Source organism: Pseudomonas sp. ES3-33 (assembly GCF_000952175.1).
Taxonomy (GTDB): domain Bacteria; phylum Pseudomonadota; class Gammaproteobacteria; order Pseudomonadales; family Pseudomonadaceae; genus Aquipseudomonas; species Aquipseudomonas gregormendelii.
In genome coordinates this window covers 57,165-74,655 of the sequence record NZ_JZRI01000002.1, presented here as the reverse complement: position 1 = coordinate 74,655, position 17,491 = coordinate 57,165, and the positions used below count along the sequence as shown (strand labels likewise).

Annotated in this window: 15 protein-coding genes and 4 pseudogenes; 11 read left to right on the top strand and 8 right to left on the bottom strand. The window is 58.8% G+C overall.

The genetic code is table 11. The annotated features are described in order from the left end of the window. Positions 1 to 131 (top strand): annotated as a pseudogene (locus UB23_RS29015) (malonate transporter subunit MadM); the annotation flags it as partial. Positions 132 to 228: 97 nt separating this feature from the next. Here UB23_RS29015 and UB23_RS00360 read toward each other — a convergent pair. The 4 genes and pseudogenes from UB23_RS00360 to UB23_RS00350 form a co-directional block, all read right to left on the bottom strand. Next, a complete protein-coding gene (locus tag UB23_RS00360; RefSeq protein WP_045057400.1) occupies positions 229 to 1,143 on the bottom strand; it encodes a LysR family transcriptional regulator in 915 nt (304 codons plus the stop codon). A gap of 120 nt (positions 1,144 to 1,263) precedes the next feature. Further along, the gene (locus UB23_RS00355) at positions 1,264 to 2,079 is read right to left on the bottom strand and encodes a DUF1206 domain-containing protein (RefSeq protein ID WP_045057399.1); all 816 of its coding nucleotides are present in this window, start codon (positions 2,077 to 2,079) and stop codon (positions 1,264 to 1,266) included. 113 nt (positions 2,080 to 2,192) lie between these two features. After that, positions 2,193 to 2,315 (bottom strand): annotated as a pseudogene (locus tag UB23_RS30620) (AAA family ATPase); the annotation flags it as partial. Between the two features lie 50 nt (positions 2,316 to 2,365). After that, positions 2,366 to 3,571 carry an MFS transporter gene (locus UB23_RS00350; protein WP_045057398.1) on the bottom strand — a complete coding sequence of 402 codons (1,206 nt, stop codon included), beginning with the start codon at positions 3,569 to 3,571 and terminating at the stop codon, positions 2,366 to 2,368. Between the two features lie 110 nt (positions 3,572 to 3,681). Between UB23_RS00350 and UB23_RS00345 the strand changes: the two genes are divergently transcribed. Both UB23_RS00345 and UB23_RS28105 read left to right on the top strand, forming a co-directional pair. Beyond that, entirely contained in the window at positions 3,682 to 4,608 is a 927-nt protein-coding gene (locus UB23_RS00345; RefSeq protein ID WP_045057397.1) for a LysR family transcriptional regulator, read from the top strand. Between the two features lie 720 nt (positions 4,609 to 5,328). Then, entirely contained in the window at positions 5,329 to 6,045 is a 717-nt protein-coding gene (locus tag UB23_RS28105; protein WP_082069094.1) for a polyphenol oxidase family protein, read from the top strand. 36 nt (positions 6,046 to 6,081) lie between these two features. Here UB23_RS28105 and UB23_RS28100 read toward each other — a convergent pair whose 3' ends face one another. After that, a complete protein-coding gene (locus UB23_RS28100) occupies positions 6,082 to 6,771 on the bottom strand; it encodes a helix-turn-helix transcriptional regulator (RefSeq protein WP_082069093.1) in 690 nt (229 codons plus the stop codon). Positions 6,772 to 7,478: 707 nt separating this feature from the next. Here UB23_RS28100 and UB23_RS00340 point away from each other — a divergent pair. Beyond that, positions 7,479 to 7,907: a GNAT family N-acetyltransferase gene (locus UB23_RS00340; RefSeq protein WP_236695809.1), complete on the top strand. Its 429-nt coding sequence runs from the start codon at positions 7,479 to 7,481 to the stop codon at positions 7,905 to 7,907. A 3-nt stretch (positions 7,908 to 7,910) separates the two neighbouring features. Here the strand turns inward: UB23_RS00340 and UB23_RS00335 are convergent. After that, positions 7,911 to 8,807 (bottom strand): annotated as a pseudogene (locus tag UB23_RS00335) (transcriptional regulator CytR); the annotation flags it as partial. Between UB23_RS00335 and UB23_RS00330 the strand changes: the two are divergent. The 3 genes and pseudogenes from UB23_RS00330 to UB23_RS00320 all read left to right on the top strand — a co-directional run. Next, a pseudogene (locus tag UB23_RS00330) lies at positions 8,807 to 9,229 on the top strand (MFS transporter); the annotation flags it as partial. The pseudogenes UB23_RS00335 and UB23_RS00330 overlap by 1 nt on opposite strands. A gap of 322 nt (positions 9,230 to 9,551) precedes the next feature. Beyond that, entirely contained in the window at positions 9,552 to 9,983 is a 432-nt protein-coding gene (locus tag UB23_RS00325; RefSeq protein WP_045057394.1) for an Ohr family peroxiredoxin, read from the top strand. A 154-nt stretch (positions 9,984 to 10,137) separates the two neighbouring features. Then, the gene (locus UB23_RS00320) at positions 10,138 to 10,596 is read left to right on the top strand and encodes a MarR family winged helix-turn-helix transcriptional regulator (RefSeq protein WP_045057410.1); all 459 of its coding nucleotides are present in this window, start codon (positions 10,138 to 10,140) and stop codon (positions 10,594 to 10,596) included. Positions 10,597 to 10,637: 41 nt separating this feature from the next. Here the strand turns inward: UB23_RS00320 and UB23_RS00315 are convergent, their stop codons facing one another. Beyond that, the gene (locus UB23_RS00315) at positions 10,638 to 11,528 is read right to left on the bottom strand and encodes a LysR substrate-binding domain-containing protein (protein ID WP_045057393.1); all 891 of its coding nucleotides are present in this window, start codon (positions 11,526 to 11,528) and stop codon (positions 10,638 to 10,640) included. Positions 11,529 to 11,655: 127 nt separating this feature from the next. On the opposite strand from UB23_RS00315, the gene UB23_RS00310 reads away from it, so the two are divergent. From UB23_RS00310 to UB23_RS00295, 4 genes are read left to right on the top strand one after another with little or no spacing between them, the layout of a single operon-like run. Continuing rightward, entirely contained in the window at positions 11,656 to 13,002 is a 1,347-nt protein-coding gene (locus UB23_RS00310; RefSeq protein ID WP_082069092.1) for an NAD(P)/FAD-dependent oxidoreductase, read from the top strand. Between the two features lie 35 nt (positions 13,003 to 13,037). Further along, positions 13,038 to 14,684, top strand: a complete 1,647-nt coding sequence (locus tag UB23_RS00305) for an FAD-dependent oxidoreductase (protein WP_045057391.1) — start codon at positions 13,038 to 13,040, stop codon at positions 14,682 to 14,684. Between the two features lie 4 nt (positions 14,685 to 14,688). Further along, positions 14,689 to 15,858: an NAD(P)/FAD-dependent oxidoreductase gene (locus tag UB23_RS00300; protein WP_045057390.1), complete on the top strand. Its 1,170-nt coding sequence runs from the start codon at positions 14,689 to 14,691 to the stop codon at positions 15,856 to 15,858. Positions 15,859 to 15,903: 45 nt separating this feature from the next. Further along, complete coding sequence (locus UB23_RS00295; protein WP_082069091.1) at positions 15,904 to 16,701, top strand: transporter substrate-binding domain-containing protein; 798 nt, start codon at positions 15,904 to 15,906, stop codon at positions 16,699 to 16,701. A gap of 75 nt (positions 16,702 to 16,776) precedes the next feature. Here UB23_RS00295 and UB23_RS00290 read toward each other — a convergent pair whose 3' ends face one another. Next, positions 16,777 to 17,457, bottom strand: a complete 681-nt coding sequence (locus tag UB23_RS00290) for a class I SAM-dependent methyltransferase (RefSeq protein WP_045057408.1) — start codon at positions 17,455 to 17,457, stop codon at positions 16,777 to 16,779. Between the last annotated feature and the right edge of the window lie 34 nt (positions 17,458 to 17,491).

The following is a 17,491-nucleotide window of genomic DNA, read 5'->3' as shown; positions in this document are numbered from 1 at the left end:
CGGCAGGGTTGGCTGCGACTGATCGGCGGCTGGTGCCTTATGGGGCGCTGACGGCGACTTTCCACACCGGGCTTGGGTGCCTGCTTGGGCCTTCGTTGCTGTACTTCATTGTTCGGGGGATTGTCGGTTAACCCGCTCTGACGCCATCGCGGGCAAGCCTTGCTCCCACAGAAGCAAAGTGCAATTCATGTGGGAGCAAAGCTTGCTCGCGATTGATTCACCCCGGTGTCAAGCATGCAGATTGGCATACATCCGACACTCCGCCAACAACGCCAGCAAATTCGGGTCGCGCTCCTTGGCCTTCAGGAACACCACCCCGATATGCTGCTGCAACCGATACCGCGCCTGCAACGGAATCAACTTCACCCGGTTCTCATACACCGCCGCAATCCTCCCCGGCAGCAACGCATAACCCACCCCCGAGCTGACCATGCTCAGCAGGGTGAAAATGTCGTTGACCTGCATGGCCACTTTCGGCTCGAATCCCGCTTGCTTAAATACTCGATTGCCGTCCTGATGGGTGGCGAAGCCCTGGGTGAGGGTGATGAACGTTTCATCGCGCACTTCCGCCAGGTCGACTTCTGCGCGCTGGGCGAATGTCGACTCGGCGGGCGTGGCCAGGAAGATATCGTCCGAGAACAGTGGGATTTGCTCGCAGTCCGGATCGTTGACACTGTCATCCAGCGACACCAGGATCGCGTCGACTTCCATGTTCTTGAGCTTGTACAAGAGGTCGAAATTGGAGCCCAGGATCAGGTCGATATTGAGTTCGCTGCGGCGAATCTTCAGGCCCATGATCAGCTGCGGTACGGTCTTCACAGTCAGTGAATACAGCGAGCCCAACTTGAAGCGTTCGGCGGAAAAGCCTGCCGCTTCACGGGTCAGGCGCACGCTCTCGACGACGTCCTGAATCAGCTTCTGCGCGCGCTCTTCCAGCACATAGGCGCTTTCCAGCGGCGTCAGGTTGCGGCCCTCATGCTTGAACAGCGGGCAGCGCAAGGCGCTTTCGAGCGAGTGAATGGCGCGGTGCACGCTGACGTTGCTGGTCTGTAACTCGGCGGCGGCCCGAGCCAGGTTGCCCGTGCGCATGAAAGCCAGGAACACCTCGAGTTTTTTCAGGGTTAGCTCTTCATCGATCAGCATGGGGGAGACTCTCGTTGGAAGAGATCGATTGTGCCGAATTTTCGGCAGGCCTGGATCAATAAATCCGGGCCTCATCGCGGGCAAGCCTTGCTCCCCAAGCTTATTATCGAATGGCCAGCCCTACCTGCCGGCCACTCCAGGTACGTCCATGTTGATCTTGCGCCATGCAGCTTCGGCAAAGCTGTAGACCGAGAATGCGATCAACCCCAGGGCCATCACCATCAACAGCACAGCGCCGGCCGGTAAGTTCTGCAAGGCATCGAGGGCGTCCTTCATCCCCGGTGGGTCCATGGCCTTGTAGTTGGAACCGCTGATCGCCAACAGAACAGCAATTTCGAGAAACACCACCCCCCGGGCGATCAAACCGAAGCGCGAGACGGGGCGGACGTAACGCATGACGTCTTCATCTGCTTCAAAGTACTTCTCGAACGTGGCCTTCCAGCCCTTGATCAGGTGAGCAATGCCCACGCCGAAAGGGATGAGGGCGATCAGGTAGATCAGCAGGTTCGAATGTTCCCAGGACAGAATTTGCGCCAACAGGTCCCTGGTTTGCGAACCGCCATCACCGCCAGAACTCTTGAGGCCACTGACCAGCAGGCCCAGGGCAAAAAAGGCCAACGCCCCGTTGACCAGGCCTCCTGCCAGCAAGCCGGCACGAATCACCAGCCCCTTCAAGTTGCTGCCGTGATGATCAACGTCGCGCACGGCTTGCAGCACCCGCCAGGCTGCAAAGGCAAGCAGTCCGGCCACCACCAGGCCGACCAATACATAACCGAATGGCTGACTCAGCAATGCCTCGAGGCTGCGGTGACTGTCCTTGGGTTTTGTCGAGTCCTGGGCGGCGAGCAGGGCGAAGATGCCGATGATCAAATAGATGACGCCTCGAGCGGCGTAACCGCCCCGTGCAAGGACGACGAGGCTCTGGTGAGCGGACATGGGTGTGATTCCAAAGGAGTGATAGAAGAGCAGACCTGTGGAGCGGGAAGGGGTTCGATCCAGCCCGCTGAAGCTGCCAGGCGGCAGCCCTATCGGGTTGTAACGCGGCAGGTACCTGGGGCAGCGGCCAGGGTATGTAGGAATGGCACAACGGGCAAGCCCAGCTGTTGGCCTAAAGCGCGGGCCAGAGTGGATTTGCCGCTACCGGCATTGCCTAGAGTCACAATCCTTTGCATGGGGGTTTCCTGTCGAGAAAAAAGCCGGTGATTGTGCAGGGTTTGGGCATTTAATTCTCAACTTCGGTCGTAACCGCTGCTGAAATGGACACCCCCAGCAAGTAGAGCATTCCCCCGGCTATCACGAACATCGCAAGCATGTAGAAAATGTAGTGCGCAGGTTGCATGGCCAGAACTATTCCGCAAAGGACCGGCCCGAGTGCTGCGCCGACGTTGCTCAGGTTCTGAGCTGCGTAGTACATGCCCCGCAGGTGATTCGGTGCGATGTTGTCGATGAACATGTATTCCGCCGGGAATACGATGATTTCACCGACGGTGAAAATGGCCATGGAAAGGACCCAGAGCAGCAAAGTGGTCGACAGTGCAAAACCTGCCAGCCCCAGGATGAACATGCCGAGTCCCCCTGCGAGCCACAGGTTCAGGTGTCGGTGGCTGATCCGTTTGCCGATGCTGTATTGCAGGCTGATCACCATCAAGGCGTTAGTCGCCACTACCGTACTGATAATCCGGTACGTCTCTTGGGGTGTGGTGGTGACCACGAGGTACTGCGAGAGATACGCGGTGAATTGGCCGAAAACCACGGCACTGAGCAACCCGCCCAAGGTGAAGCACACCAGCCGGTAGTCACGCAGCAACAACCTGCCGACTGCCAGGAATGGCGTCGGCTGCAGGCCCGGGCCGGCACTCGTCAGGCGCCTGTCACCCCACACGAAGTAGACCAAGGAAAACCCGACGCCCAGTCCCGCCGACAGCAAAAAGGGCAGGCTCATGTCCAGGGCCGCCACCCCGGCTCCCAGAAATGGCCCGACGGCGTAGCCGATATTGGTCAGTGTGTACTTGATGGAAAACGCTTCGCTGCGGCGGTCCATGGGGAGCAGGCTGCCAAATCCGGATTTCACTGCGATGTCGATAACGGCATACGCCAGGTTGATCAGCACCAGGCATAGGTAGAACAGCCACAGGACGGGTGCCAGATACGCACCGAGAAATCCGCCGCTGAACACGCCGCAGCCTATGAGGATGAGCTGGTAACTGGACATCCTGTCCACCAGGAAGCCGCCATACAGGCTCAGCAGCGAGCCGATGATCAGCGTGCTGCCGATCGCCAGGCCGATATCGGCGACGCTCAAGCCAAAGTGGCCCGACAAGTAAATGACCAGATAGGGCAAGGTGATCGCGCGGGCGAGGGTCAACACCAGTGACGCGCCCAGCAGCAGGTTAATGGAGGAGGGATAGCGTTTAAGCGTGGCCAGCATTCGAGAACCATCATCAATGTGTTGATTCCCAGTTTACTGTTGCCCTGGGTTCTGATTTAGGATGCTTTTTATCGAAGCACATGAACTGAATTCATGAATACAGGGTGCATATGTTTTCCTCCGAACGCTTGAAAGGTATCGATGTATTTGTGTGCGTCGCACAGTTCGGCAGTTTCACGGCGGCTGCGGAGAAAATGAACCTGACGGCCTCGGCCATCAGCAAAGGCATCGCCCGGCTGGAAAAACGCCTGGGGGTGCAACTGTTCCACCGTACAACGAGGCGGCTGTCGCTGACCGACGCCGGGGTCGCATTCCTGCGTACGTGCAAGGGCGTGCTTGCCGATCTCGAAGAGGCTGAGCTGTCACTCCAGAGCGAAAACACCGAGCCTCGCGGCCGTGTGCGCCTTGACCTGCCGGGTGCATTTGGGCGCACCCGGGTGCTGCCGATCCTCTTGCAGTTTGCGAAGGATCATCCCTTGCTGATGCCGCACATATCCTTCAGCGATGGTTTTATCGATCCGCTGCAGGAAGGCGCGGACATTGTGCTGCGCATCGGGGGCGCGAACACCTGGCCGGAATCGGTCGGGCATCGCCTGCTGGGGCGCGAGTGGCATATTTTTTGTGCATCCCCCGACTATCTGGCCCGTCATGGCACTCCGCTGTACGAACACGATCTTGAGCAGCATCAGTGCATTGCCTATGGCTGGGTGGATGGAAGCATCCATCCCTGGAGCTTTGCGGGCGAACAGGGCGCAACGCACAGGAGCCAGGTAAACCCGCCTCTGGTGGTGGGCAATGGCGAGGGCTTGAGGATGGCTGCGTTGGCTGGCTGCGGCATCGCGCAGTTGCCACGGTGGCTGGTGGAGCAGCAGCTCAAAGACGGGACCTTGGTCGAGGTGCTTGCGCAATTGGCCTGCGACGGGATGGAGATCCACCTGACCTGGAGCAAAAGTCGCGAGGCGCTGCCCAAGGTTCGGGTGTTGGTTGATGCGCTGGTTGTTGGGCTGAGGGTGCTGGGTGAGGGGCACTGTGACTGATCCTTGTATCGCGTTTTCCTGTCGGTAAATGCTCAGAAGTTTAAAATTATGCCCTTCAGCATGATCCAGTAGAGCGGCGAATCTCAACGTCCTTGTTGCCAAGAGGCCAATGACAAGCACATCGTAATTTCTTGATCGATAGTCAGATTTACTCGGAGAGTGGCAGGTATTTTAAGGATTCTGAAATGGCCAGCGATGACCTCTGCTCAGTTCCGTCCGGTACAAATGGCTGTTTAGCGCCTGTTGCGACTAAGCACAAGCCAGGTAGACCGCTCCCACTCATTATTCAACTTTTAATCGAGTCATAATTGTGGGTGTGTAGGTATGTTTGGAGGTTGTAGAAACCCTTGCCACTCGAGTTTTCTGCTTCGTGCATAATCAAAAGTATTTTCTTCGGCTTCTTGCAGGTCACACTTCCACAACGTATTTTGAAATTTTCTATATGTTGGGTCATAGGACTTCCGTGCACCTTTGTCAATTAACTAAGATTCTAAGGATCTGTTTGTGTAGGTAGGTTTATAGATGCAGTTCAGTGAAGCTGCACCTACAAAATCTGGTAGTTAAACTTGGCATGGCTTGTGCTTTTGCCATAAGCAAGCATTGACGTTTGGTTGGAATTGTCTATTTTCGCCTGACGGTACGGGTCTACAGTAAATTCTATTTTGATTCTGAGTTCCAGTCCTGTTATAACTACGGCTGAGTCTCTAAAGCGAGGTGAAGATGGCCTTTTTCGCTGATAATCTTAACGCTCTACCTGTTGCTCATTCATTTGGCGCTGTGCGTGATACTTGTGCGCCTGCGGGACTTTTCTATTGCGCTCAGAAACATGGTGCTGTCGTAATTGAAGTAGGTGAGGAGGAGACAGCGGGTACCATTGCAGGTGACGCAGTGTTCACACGCACGGGGCGGCCTATCGGCATTGTGACGGCAGATTGTTTGCCCATTCTTATAGCTTCTCAAACGGATGAGTTCGTTGCAGCAATACATGGTGGTTGGCAAGGACTGGCGGCTGGAATTATCGAGAATTCCTTCAGTACTTTCCGACTCGCCGGCGTCTCCTTAGGCGGCCTGCGGGTTGCGTTTGGTCCTTCCATACAATCATGTTGCTATGAGGTCGGGGCACAACTTGTTGATAAAATTGAGCAGATACATGGGCATCTGTGGTGTGGCAGGTCAGCACCTTGGTCACGTGAACCTCAAAGGTCAAAATTGGTTGACAGCGGGCTTCGAGCACCGGTCAGCCATGGCGAGGCATGGTTGGATCTCCCGATGTATTGTTTTTATTTGCTGGAAGCCGAAGGATTGGATGGTATGCAAATTCAAACAACAGGGATATGCACTTACTGTTCCGGCCAGGACTGGGGTAGTTACAGGCGTCGAACCCACAGGGTTGAACAGAAAACTTACCAATACTCTTGGATCTATCGAAAGGACTAAAATTTGGAATGTCTATAGTGTCCTCGCGGCATGCGATCATAAGTATCCTTTGATTATTGCATGAGCAATTGCTTGCGCCCTATTGGAGGTGCCAAGTTTTTTCTGAATTGTCTTGTGGTGAAAGTTTACTGAGTTCTGCGAAACTCCTAAAATCATTGCGATTTCTTCTGAGGTTTTTCCATCTGCTCCCCAGAGTAATATTTCCTTCTCTCTCGGCGTTAAAACCACGGCTTTTGTGTTTTGGCCGTCAATCGCAAGAAACTTGTTGTATATTTCAGTCGTAATGCTGTTAATTAGTGCTCGAACGGCTACTAGTTCTGGTTGTGTGATCTTACGGCCGGTCCTTGCTATAATGGTTTGCTCGTGTATGCCGTCGTTTTTCTGTGCGGATTGAGTAAAAAAGTATATTTTACTGTGTGACTCTATTTTACGCGATGTGATTGGCGTCGAGTTAAACGATTTCAGTTGTTCTGAATCTATTTTCAGATGACCCGTAGTCCTGTGGTTGGTTGCTTTGGGCGTAGGTTTTCCAAGGGGATAGTTTCCCAATATTTTGATTCGAGGGTTTGTGAAAGGAGTTGGATATTGAATGCGATACAGAAAATAGTCAAAGTTCATCTGCTTTGTCACTTCAATACATTTTTCGTTTAAATCTTCAACTGATTTGCATGCAGCAATTGCTGCGCATATTTCATGCTCTAGTGAAGTTGCTTCTTTAATATTCATGCAGGCGTCCTTTTAATTTATAACATCCTTTCAGTGCGAGATTATTATTCATTATTTGAGATGGTTGTTAAGTAGGATTGGTCCGGAATTTGCTGTCCGTTTTCCTTTTTCTGTGAGGGATATTTCCTACGACAACTCTCACAGAGTAACGTCTACGCAGTCGTTGTGTTGCCCTACTGCTGGGGCTTGTAATCTCAGTTGAGTAGCAGCTAATTGATGCGGGTTGCCGATACAACGCTCAGACTCGCCCAGACTTCTGCGTGTCTGTGATTGCGATCTTCAATGCGCGCCTGGTGATTTATGATCGAATGCCGGTCGATTCTCATCGAGTCCCCAGGCTTGGTTTGCAACCCTTGCTGACGCTTGCGCATGATCGCCTGCCACTTCCCGTAGACTGATACAAGATCCGCCAGACCTCGCCAGAATGGTTCGCTCAAGATTTTTCGGTTTTCACCGTTTTTCGCCCCGAAAAGTTGCTGCCCCACTGGTTCGTTGTAGCCGGCATTCGGTATCTGCCGCCGACTTGACGGGCGCTAGATCCAGCCGATGGATCAGTGTGGTTTCCCATTGATTTCCTATCCGAAATCTAACGTACCCGTGCACTCAAAATGGGCATAAAGAAAAAGGCGCATAAGTTGACCACGCATCGACAAGCCAACATTGAGCCCGCCACCCGGGCCGACATTCCCGAGCTCGACACTTTCCTCATGCAGGCTCGCGCCGAGCTGTTCCCAAAGCTCAGTGGCACCGGCACTCCTGCGGATCTATTGAATTTCGAAGAGGTGTATCTCAACGGCGAGGGGCAGTTTCTGCTGGTCCGTGATGAAGGCCGGATCGTCGCCTCCATTGGTTATCTGCCCTACGACCACCGTTTTCAACAACTCGAGTACCGCGGCCTCAAGGTGGTGGAAGTGGTGCGGCTGTTCGTGCAGCCAGGGTTGCGCCGTTCGGGGCTGGCCAGCCAGCTGTACAGTGCGTTGAAGGCATTGGCGGTGCAGGCCGGCGTCGAGGTGATCTACCTGCACACGCATCCCTTCCTACCGGGAGCCATCGACTTCTGGCGCAAGCGTGATTTTCGGTTGATCGCCGTGGACCCCGACCCGCAGTGGCAAACCACCCATATGGAGTGGTGCTGAGGGTCAGTGTTGTCGAACCCGCGCAGTGCTCTCGCGCAAGGTCAATTCAAAGGGCAGCACCACGTGCCGTTCGGCCAGCGGTTTTTTCTCGATCAGCGCAATCAGCATCTCGACGGCGCGCTGGCCGAAGGCTTCGGCCGGCTGCGAGATGGTCGTCAGCGGTGGATCGCAGTACGCCGCAAACGGGATGTCGTCAAAGCCCACCAGGGAAATGTCCTCGGGGACCCGCAGGCCCGATTGCCTGATGCGTTTTAATGCGCCGATGGCCATTTCATCGTTCTCGCAAAACAGCGCTGTGGGGCGGTCGGGCAGTGCCAGCATAGCTGCTGCTCCGTCATCACCGGCCTTGAGGGTGAAATCACCATGGCAGACAAGCGCGGGATCGGCCTCGATGCCGGCCTGGTTTAATGCATCCTGATACCCGGCGACCCGATCACGAGTCAGCGGGCTGCTTTTCGGGCCCTTGATCAGGCCGATGCGGCGATGACCCAGTTCGATCAGATGCTCGGTCATGGCCTTGGCCGCCGCTCGATTATCGAGGCTGATGCTGGGGTGACGACCGTTGTGGATCACCTCGCAGGCATTGACGATCGGCGGCAGTTCGGCGCCGGGGAAGGGCGCTGCAAAAGGGTCATAGGCGCGCAACTGGATCACGCCGTCGGCCTGGTGGGCGTACACCAGCTCGGCAAACTCGCGCTCGATGGCTTCGCGGCCTTGGGTATCGCACAGCAACAGCCGGTAGCCCGCGAGCTGGGCGGCCTGTTGCGCACCGCTGATGACCTTGGCGAAAAAGCTGTTGGCGATGGTGGGCACCAGGATCACCAGGTTGCCGGTACGTCGGGAGCGAAACTGCACGGCCATCAGGTTGGGTCGGTAACCGGCTTGTTCCACGGCGGCGTTTCATCCAGCGCTTCGGCATCAAGATCGCCCTGCTGGTGGGCATGCTCGCCTGGGCGTTGCGCTACCTGTTGTTCGCCTACGGCGACAACGGCGACCTGGCGTTCATGCTGTTCACCGGCATTGCGTTGCACGGCATCTGCTACGACTTCTTCTTCGTCTCCGGACAGATCTACACCGACGCCAAGGCCTCCGAGCGTTACAGGAGTTCGGCCCAGGGGCTGATCACGCTGGCCACTTACGGTGTGGGCATGCTGATTGGCTTCTGGGTGGCGGGGCAGGTGACGGATCACTTTGCGCTGACCGGCGGCCATGACCGGACGAGCATCTGGCTGTTTCCGGCCGGGTTTTCGCTGGCGATATTCTTTTGCTTCGGGCTGGCGTTCAAAGCGCGTTCGGCCAAGGCCCTGCAGTCAACGGTGTAACTCGCAAGTGGAGTGCGCGCAGCCAAAGGTTGCGCGCCGACCGCTCGTCGTCGACGTTTAAAATAGGCTTTGACAGCAATGGGGCTTTGCGTGACTATAACTACATCGCATGCGATCAAGTCGGCAGCGATTGAAAATAACCCAATCGCTGGAGACCCGGGCATGAACACCAAAAGTACCTGCTACAGCCCCATCTGCACTGACCCTGCTGTTCGTGGCCACAACGGCAATAACTGGATCATCGGATCCGCCGTTTAAGTTCTGTTATATGCATCGCATGCGATTAGATCGTACAAATACATAAAGTCCTGAGGATTCAATCATGAGCAAGATCGAAAAAGTACTGGTCACCGGCAAAACCCACACCACCTATAACGGTAACAAGGGCAACCTCGACATCGAATTGTCGTCCCCCTCGAACGCCACCCCTGAGCACGTGTTCACCGGCGTCCAGCCGCACCCGAAGGCCGAGCAACTGTTCGCCGGCGCCTGGTCGGCCTGCTACATCGCAGCGGTAGGCCTGGCCGCCCAGCAAATGAAAGTGACCCTGCCAGCCGATACGGCCGTCGACCTCGAAGTGGACTTGGGCCAGACCGGCGCAGCCTACTTCCTGCAAGCCCGACTGACCCTGCGGGTACCCGGCTTGACGCACGAGGTGGCCACCGAACTGGCGCATAACGCGGATGCCATCTGCCCGTACTCCAAGGCCACCCGCGGCAACATTGAGGTCGCTATCAACGTGCGCACTGAGTAACCCAACGCAGCGCCGGCTTGCCAGGATCGATTCTGGTGGGCCGGTGTTGGCGCATTTCGCTGAGACCTGGGAGGAGGGGAGCACTACCGACACCATCGCATGCGATGTATAGTCCGGCCATGCGCCCATCCGTCGCTGACCACCGAGAATGCTGATGAAATCCGATGAAAAGACCGCCGCCCTTGATCTGAAGCTTTCCGACTTCCTGTGCTTTGCCGTGTATTCCTCCAACCTCGCCTTCGGTAAAGCCTACAAGCCAATGCTTGAACGGCTAGGGCTGACCTACACGCAATACATCACGCTTGTTGCGCTGTGGGAGGAGGATAACCAGACCGTTGGCAGCCTTGGCGAGAAACTGTTTCTGGAATCCAATACGCTGACCCCCATCCTGAAGAAGCTCGAAGCCATGGGTTATCTGCGCCGTCAACGCGACCCGGAAGATGAACGCCAGGTGCGCATCAATCTGACCAGTGAAGGCCGCAAGTTGCGTGAAGGGCTCTCGAAAGATGGCTTCCCGCAGACGGGGCTTGATCCGGAGGATTTCGTGAACATGCAGAAAGCGATAGTGAAGCTGCGAAATAACCTGATCCGCACAACGAAGGATCGGGGTTGAGTTGCAAGGGTCAGTAGCAATCGCTGATTCGCCAACGAATCTCAGGTGCGGGCAGCGTCGAGACCCGCTTCCTGCCCCAACCACTGCAGAAACTCCGAAACCCCACTCGAATGCTTGACCCGCCGCGGATACACCAGCGTGTACCGCCCCCCGGTCACGATGCGGCCCGAATGCACTCGCACCAGCTGCCCACTGCGCAATTCGTCATCGGTCAGCACCGCATCAACCAGCGCAATCCCCTGGCCGCATTTCACCGCGACGATGGCCGACTCCAGCGTATCAAAGGTCAAATGAGCGTTATCGATGCCGGTTGAGTCCGGGTAGTACTCAGCCCAGCGCCGCCAGTCCAGACGGTCCATGCTCGAGTCTACCAGCCGCGCACTCTTGAGCAGTTTTTGCGGTGTGGTCCCGGCGAGCAAGGTCGGGGAGCACACCGGGATCAGTTCTTCTTCCCACAATTGCAGTGCTTCGAAGTCCGGCCAGGTGGCGGTGCCGTAGGCGACCATGGCGTCTATGGATTCGAACGCGAAGTCAGGGAAGCGGTGATACACCGTATCCACGCTTACGGTGACTTGCGGGTGCATACCATAAAACGTCGTGAGCCGCGGGATCAGCCAACGCGCTGCCATGGTCGGGTGAGCACGCAGGCTGACACTACGGCCGACGGTGGCGAGCATGTGCGAGGCATCGCAGAGCAGGCCGATGACCTGTTCGGCCACCGGCACCAGCGAGCGGCCCTCGGCGGTGAGGACGATCCTGCGGGTGTGGCGTTCGAACAGGCGGCTGTCCAGGCGCGCCTCCAGTTGCGCAACCTGGCGGCTTACCGCGCTCTGACTGAGGTTGAGCTGCTCGCCAGCCTTGCCGAAATTGCCGGTCTTCGCCACCGTCAGGAAGGCCTGCAGAAGCTCGATGGATGGCAGTTGGCGGCTCATGTTCTATGCGCTCCTCACATGGGATTAATGCAGATACATCACTGTTATTTCGCCAGTACGGGGCACATTCTTGATTGAAACAACGACGCGGCGCTACGCGTCTTTTTTCCAGCGGACGGTGGCCCTCATGAACACTCCAGCAATGGCATTCGATAGCCGCTCGGCGCCCCAGGACCAACGCCTGCCGGAAGCAGTCGACGTGGCGATCATCGGCGGCGGTCTGATGGGGTGTGCCTGTGCGTACTACCTTAGCAAAGCGGGGGCCAGGGTTCTGCTGATTGATAAAAGCATCATTGCCGGGCAGCAATCTTCGCGGGCCTGGGGCTTCGTTCGCCAGCAGTCCCGTGACGAAGCCGAAGTGCCGTTGATGCAGGCCAGTATCGGGCTTTGGCGTTCGCTGGAGCACGACCTGCAGACCGACCTGGGCTGGCGCAATGACGGCTGCCTGTTCGTCGCCGGCAACGAGGTTGAGCGCGAGGGTTATGCCTCCTGGCTGTCAGTGGCACGCAGTTTCGCGGTCGATACGGTGATGCTTTCGCCTCGGGAGGTGCAAAAAAAACTGCCGGGTTACGCAATGCCGCAGCTTGGCGGCCTGTATACCGCCAGCGACGGTCAGGCCGAACCCACACGTGTGGCCCGCGCCTTCGCAATGCGCGCCCGGGATCTCGGCGCGCAGATCATTGAACAGTGCGGTGCCAAAGGCATCGACGTCGCTGCCGGCCAGGTGGTGGGAGTGGAAACCGAGCGTGGCTACGTCAAGGCGAAAACCGTGGTGTGCGCGGCAGGTGTCAGCACTTTTCGACTGCTGAAGATGCTGGGTATTTCCCTGCCGCAGCAATTGGTACGGGGCACGGTGGCGCGTACCAGCGTTGGGCCGACCCTGAGCGGTATTTCCACGATTGCCAACGGTGTGGGCTTCCGCCAGCGGCTGGACGGCAGCTTCAACGTGGCCGACGACGCTCATGTCGACGTCGACATGACGCTTGGCCATCTGCGGGCTTTGCATTGGTATGCGCCTTCGCTGTGGGCACACCGCAAATCGTTTCGCTTCAACCTCAACGGCGCCTGCCTGAGCGATCTGCACCAGCGCATGCCGTGGTCCGAGGCATCGCGGCTGGGCGCCGGGATTCACCAGCGCAATCCATTGCTGCAGCCCAATGAAAAGGGCCTGGGAAGCGCGATGCGTGCGCTCAAGGCGGCGTTTCCCGATCAGGTGAATACGCAGATCGTTGACCGCTGGGCCGGCGGCATCGATGTGTTGCCGGACGGTATTCCGGTGATCGACGCGCACACCTCGCCCCGCGGCCTGGCAGTGGCCACCGGCTTCTGCGGCCACGGGTTTGCCATGGGCCCCATCGTCGGCAAGATCCTGGCGGACTGGATCGACTCGGGCAATCCGGGCCTGGACATGCGCCAGCTGCGCCTGTCGCGATTTGCCGAGGGCGATGTCAAGCCGCCTTCTTCGCTGTTCTAGTCAATTACTGTGCACGTCCTTGCGAGGGTACAACGATGACAAAACCTCTCGATCCAGACACCTATTACGATCCCGCTTCGGTGGCTGGCAAGGCTCCGCCGGTCAGCGACGAGACCGATATCCTCATCGTGGGCGCCGGGCCCGCGGGGCTCGCTGCCGCCCTGGCTGCTGCCGGGCATGGCCTGCGCGTGACGCTGGTGGACGAAAATCCACTGCCTTTGGAGACCATGGGAGAAGAAGTGCCGTTGCATTTCGGAGGCCGTATGGGCGCCGCAGTCGCCAATCGCAATAGCGTGCTGCAGACCCTGCTTGATGCGCGTCCGCAGATCGCCGAGGCGCTCGACGCCGGGGTCGATGTGCGACTGGGCACAGCGGTGTGGGGGTTGTTCCCGCAACAGCGCACCACCGCCTGGATCGAGGGCTCGATTGCCGGCCTGGCCGACGAAGACAAGGCCAGTTTGCTGCGCTTCAGGCAAGTGATAGTCGCCGCCGGACGACGGGACATGGGCCTGGCGTTTGACGGCTGGCATCACCCCGGCGTAATGGGGGTCAGCGCTGCGCATCGTCTGGCCACTGTCTATGACGCGCTGGAGTGCAAACGTGCAGTGTTACTCGGCAGCGACACCCAGGCGCTGGTCTCGGCCCATGCGCTGATCGCCAAGGGTGTGCAGATCGTGGCCATCGTCGAGCAGGCTGACCGGGTCAGCGCTGACCCTGCGCTACTCGACCTGTTGGTGGCGCAAGGCGCCCAGGTGTTGAGCGGGCATGTGATTGGCGAGGCGCGCGCAGATGCGCGCGGCGTGCAGGGGATCACTGCTGTTGCGATCGATGGGGCGGGGCGTCCACTGCCCGGGGTTGCAACAGAGATTGAATGTGACACGGTACTGCTCGGCTTGGCCGCTATTGCGGCGATCGAACTGGTCGAAGCAGCCGGCTGCCGCACCTCCTTCCAGGCCGGACGCGGCGGGCATGTCCCCGACATTGATCGGGCGCAGCGCTCGTCGTTGCCGTTTATCCTGGTGGCCGGGGACTGCGCTGGAACCTGGACGGCGAAAAGCCTCGACGATGCCATCGCAAGGCACGAAGGCCGGGTGGCTGCGCACACCGCGCTGGCGGCCCTGGGCGTAGTCACGCCGCCGCCCGAACCCGCGCCATTGCCGGACGGCCCCGTCTTCGATGTCGCCGCAATTCGTGCGGCGTGGGTCCGCGCATCCACTGTGCATGCCCGCAATGAGCCCTACGTATGCCTGTGCGAAGAGGTCACAGCCAGTGAAATCATAGGCCAGCAACCGCCGCGCTATCTGCAATGGACACCGGCCGATGCTGCCGTGCAGAGTGCGATGACTTCGTCGCTGCCGAATCCGGACGTGACCAAGCGCCTGACCCGCGCCTGCATGGGCCCGTGCCAGGGGCGGCGCTGCCGCGAACAGGTGGCGACCTTGCTGGGGATCAGTGCCGGCTTGAGTGTCGACGGTATCGCACTGGCCTCGTTTCGCCCGCCCGTGCGGCCGCTGTCGATGCGACAGTTGGGTCAGGTCGAGGAAACGCCGCAGATGTTCGGTCATTGGGATGCCTGGTTCGACATGCCGTCCCAGTGGACGCCGTTCTGGCTGTGCACCGGGCAACAAACGGTGGCCCGGCGCCCGACGGGCACCACCCATACGCCACCTGTCGAGGGCTGACACCATGCGCGCAGTGAAGAAATCGTGCATCCGTGCATCCGTGATCGTCGTCGGCGCAGGAGTGACTGGCCTGAGTGCCGCCTGGTGGCTGGCCCGCGATGGCGTTGACGTGCTGGTACTTGAAGCGGGCCTGATCGGTTGGGGCGCCTCGGGCCGTAATGGCGGCGGCTGTTCCCACCACCACAGTCCGCTGTTCGTCGAAGAGCAACGGCTGTGGCCACTGATGGACGAACTGCTCGGTTATCCCACCGAATATCGTCCGGATCGCATCAGTATCGATCTGACCGAGCATCAGGTCTCGATCGATGAAAAGGTTGTCGACGAAGCCGCCTGGTACGGGTTGCGCGTCGACCGGCTCGACCCCCAACAGGTGCGTGACGTGGTGCCCATTGCCGGCGACAACGTATTGGCCGGCTACTACTACCATTTTGGCGGCCACGCCAACCCGCATCGCACCTTGCAGGCCTATGCCTGGGCACTGAAGAATCTTGGTGGCCGTTTGCTCGAGCACTCGCCGGTTCTTTCCATCGAGCGTCAGGGTGACCGTGTCACCGGCGTGCGCACTGCGCAGGGGCTGATTTCGTGCGACCAGTTGGTGATCGCCGCAGGCCCGCATACCGGTGAACTGGCCGCTCAGCTCGGCGTCGAGATTCCGTTGGTGACTGCACGCGCCGAGATGATCGTTACCGAGCCACTGCCGCTACTGGAGGTGGGCGGGGTGGATGGCAATGGCCTGTACGGTCGTCAGACCCTGCGCGGCAACCTGGCGTATGGCGGCGGGCCGCATGAGTGGGTCGACCTGCGCGACGTCAGCCGCAACCGTGCGCAGTCCACTCCGCTGCAATGCAATATTGCCCGACGGCTCGCCGAACTGTTTCCCAAGGTGGCGCACAAGCGGGTGATCCGCAGTTGGGCCGGGTTCATCGAAAATACCCCCGACGGGCGCCCGGTGATCGACCGGCCCGCCGCGCTGGATAATGTGACGGTGGCCACCCTGTCGGGGGTCGGGTTCGGCCTGTCGCCGGCGAGCGGTCATGCGATTCGCGATCTGGTGGTCGACGGCCGTTGCAGTTTTGCCGACATCTCCAGCTTCTCGCTGTCACGTTTTGCCGCCCTCGAAGCGGACTGGCAAAACATCCAGGGCTGGCTGCCATTGCCGTCACCCGGGGTGTAGCAAGCCGCGCTATCGAACCATTTTCCTGAGAAAAAAGGACTGACCATGAAATCAATGCTGCGCAATTTGACGTTGTTGGCTGCCGTCGGCATGACGTTATGTTCCTTCGCGGCTCCCGCCAGTGCAGCCGAGGACAAGCTGCGCTTTGGTGTGGCCGCCGAGCCTTACCCGCCATTCCTGGTGAAGACGCCCACCGGGCAATTCACCGGCTTTGAACCCGACCTGATCCGGGCACTGTGCGAGCAGATGAAAGCCGAGTGCGAGATCAAGGAGGTGGCGTGGGACGGCATTATTCCGGCGTTGCTCGCCAACAAGTTCGACGTGTTGTTCAACTCCATGGGCATCAGCCCGGAACGGCAGAAAGTGATTGCCTTTTCCCGTCCGTACTACGAAACCACAGGGATTTTCGTCGCGGCCAAGGACACCCGGCTGACGCTGACCCCACAAGGCCTGGCAGGCAAGTCCATCGGCGTGCAGGGTTCCACCACCAACGCCGAGTTCATCCGCAGCGCCTACGGCAAGGACTCCGAGATTCGCATCTATGCCACCCAGGATGATTGCAACGCGGACCTGCTGGCCGGGCGTATCGACGTCATGTTTCTCGACAAGCTCGGCGATATTGCTTTCCTGAGCTCCGCAGATGGCGCGGCATATGAAGAGAAAGGCACCGGCAGCGTGAAGATGGACCCCTTGCTGTACGGCCTGGGCGTCGGCGCCGGGCTGCGCAAAAGCGATACCGCGCTAAAGGAGCGCATCGACCAGGCACTCACGCAATTGCATGAGACGGGCAAGTACACGCAAATCTCGCAGAAATATTTTCCGGTCGATCTGTGGCCACAATGAGCTGCACTGGCAAAGAACAACATGAACGACCTTGAGCACAGCCCTTGAGCCGGGCGGTCGTGGAGGGTGCCCAGGTTAAACGCCCGGGAGACGCTGTTCAGCCACCATCAGCAACGACTGCGGCAACGGACTTTGCGGGTGCTGCGGCTCTTGCAGGCCCACCAGTTGAAAGCCCGCCATGTCCAGCGCGTTGAACCAGCTGGACAAGGTGCGCAGGTACCAGGGCATGGGTTGCCAGTGCCCGGTAAACCCGGCGAAGGTCTCTGATCGCCAGCCATCCTGATAGTCGCCTGCTGCCGCAGCCCAGGGATGCAGCGTCTGGATCACCAGCGCGCCGCCGGGGGCGAGCAGGGCGTTCATGGCGCTGAGCAGCGGGATGATGTCCTGGTGCAGCAGGGCAAAGTTGGCGCAGATCAGGTCGTAGTCGCGGCCGATGTCGACCTTCGCATCGACCAGGGTTTCATAGCTCGCCAGGTAGACCTGTGGGCTGCCCGCCGTCCGCGCGGCCTCGACCAGTGTCGTATCGCCGTCCACTCCAACTGCGGTGATCCCGCGTTCAGCCAGCACCCGCAATAACCAGCCTTCGCCACAGCCCAGGTCCAGCACTCGCTCAGGCTGGCGGCCCATGATTGCCAATAAAATGGCCTGGTCGGTGACCTGGCGGCGGCTTTCGATCGAGCCACTGCGGACAGCGTCGATCCAGGCGCGGGCGTTATGGTGCCAGCTTTGCAGCAGGGCGGACTCAGGGGTGGTCATGACGCTACTCGCAGTGATCAATTGAGTGGAAGGA

Coding starts and splice junctions, on each gene's coding strand:
- UB23_RS00290 (WP_045057408.1), bottom strand. CDS start 17,457: ATGACCACCCCTGAGTCCGCCCTGCTGCAAAGCTGGCACCATAACGCC.
- UB23_RS00300 (WP_045057390.1), top strand. CDS start 14,689: ATGCGCGCAGTGAAGAAATCGTGCATCCGTGCATCCGTGATCGTCGTC.
- UB23_RS00295 (WP_082069091.1), top strand. CDS start 15,904: ATGAAATCAATGCTGCGCAATTTGACGTTGTTGGCTGCCGTCGGCATG.
- UB23_RS28105 (WP_082069094.1), top strand. CDS start 5,329: ATGGCCTTTTTCGCTGATAATCTTAACGCTCTACCTGTTGCTCATTCA.
- UB23_RS00320 (WP_045057410.1), top strand. CDS start 10,138: ATGAAATCCGATGAAAAGACCGCCGCCCTTGATCTGAAGCTTTCCGAC.
- UB23_RS00345 (WP_045057397.1), top strand. CDS start 3,682: ATGTTTTCCTCCGAACGCTTGAAAGGTATCGATGTATTTGTGTGCGTC.
- UB23_RS00315 (WP_045057393.1), bottom strand. CDS start 11,528: ATGAGCCGCCAACTGCCATCCATCGAGCTTCTGCAGGCCTTCCTGACG.
- UB23_RS28100 (WP_082069093.1), bottom strand. CDS start 6,771: ATGAATATTAAAGAAGCAACTTCACTAGAGCATGAAATATGCGCAGCA.
- UB23_RS00360 (WP_045057400.1), bottom strand. CDS start 1,143: ATGCTGATCGATGAAGAGCTAACCCTGAAAAAACTCGAGGTGTTCCTG.
- UB23_RS00340 (WP_236695809.1), top strand. CDS start 7,479: ATGCAGGCTCGCGCCGAGCTGTTCCCAAAGCTCAGTGGCACCGGCACT.
- UB23_RS00325 (WP_045057394.1), top strand. CDS start 9,552: ATGAGCAAGATCGAAAAAGTACTGGTCACCGGCAAAACCCACACCACC.
- UB23_RS00305 (WP_045057391.1), top strand. CDS start 13,038: ATGACAAAACCTCTCGATCCAGACACCTATTACGATCCCGCTTCGGTG.
- UB23_RS00350 (WP_045057398.1), bottom strand. CDS start 3,571: ATGCTGGCCACGCTTAAACGCTATCCCTCCTCCATTAACCTGCTGCTG.
- UB23_RS00310 (WP_082069092.1), top strand. CDS start 11,656: ATGAACACTCCAGCAATGGCATTCGATAGCCGCTCGGCGCCCCAGGAC.
- UB23_RS00355 (WP_045057399.1), bottom strand. CDS start 2,079: ATGTCCGCTCACCAGAGCCTCGTCGTCCTTGCACGGGGCGGTTACGCC.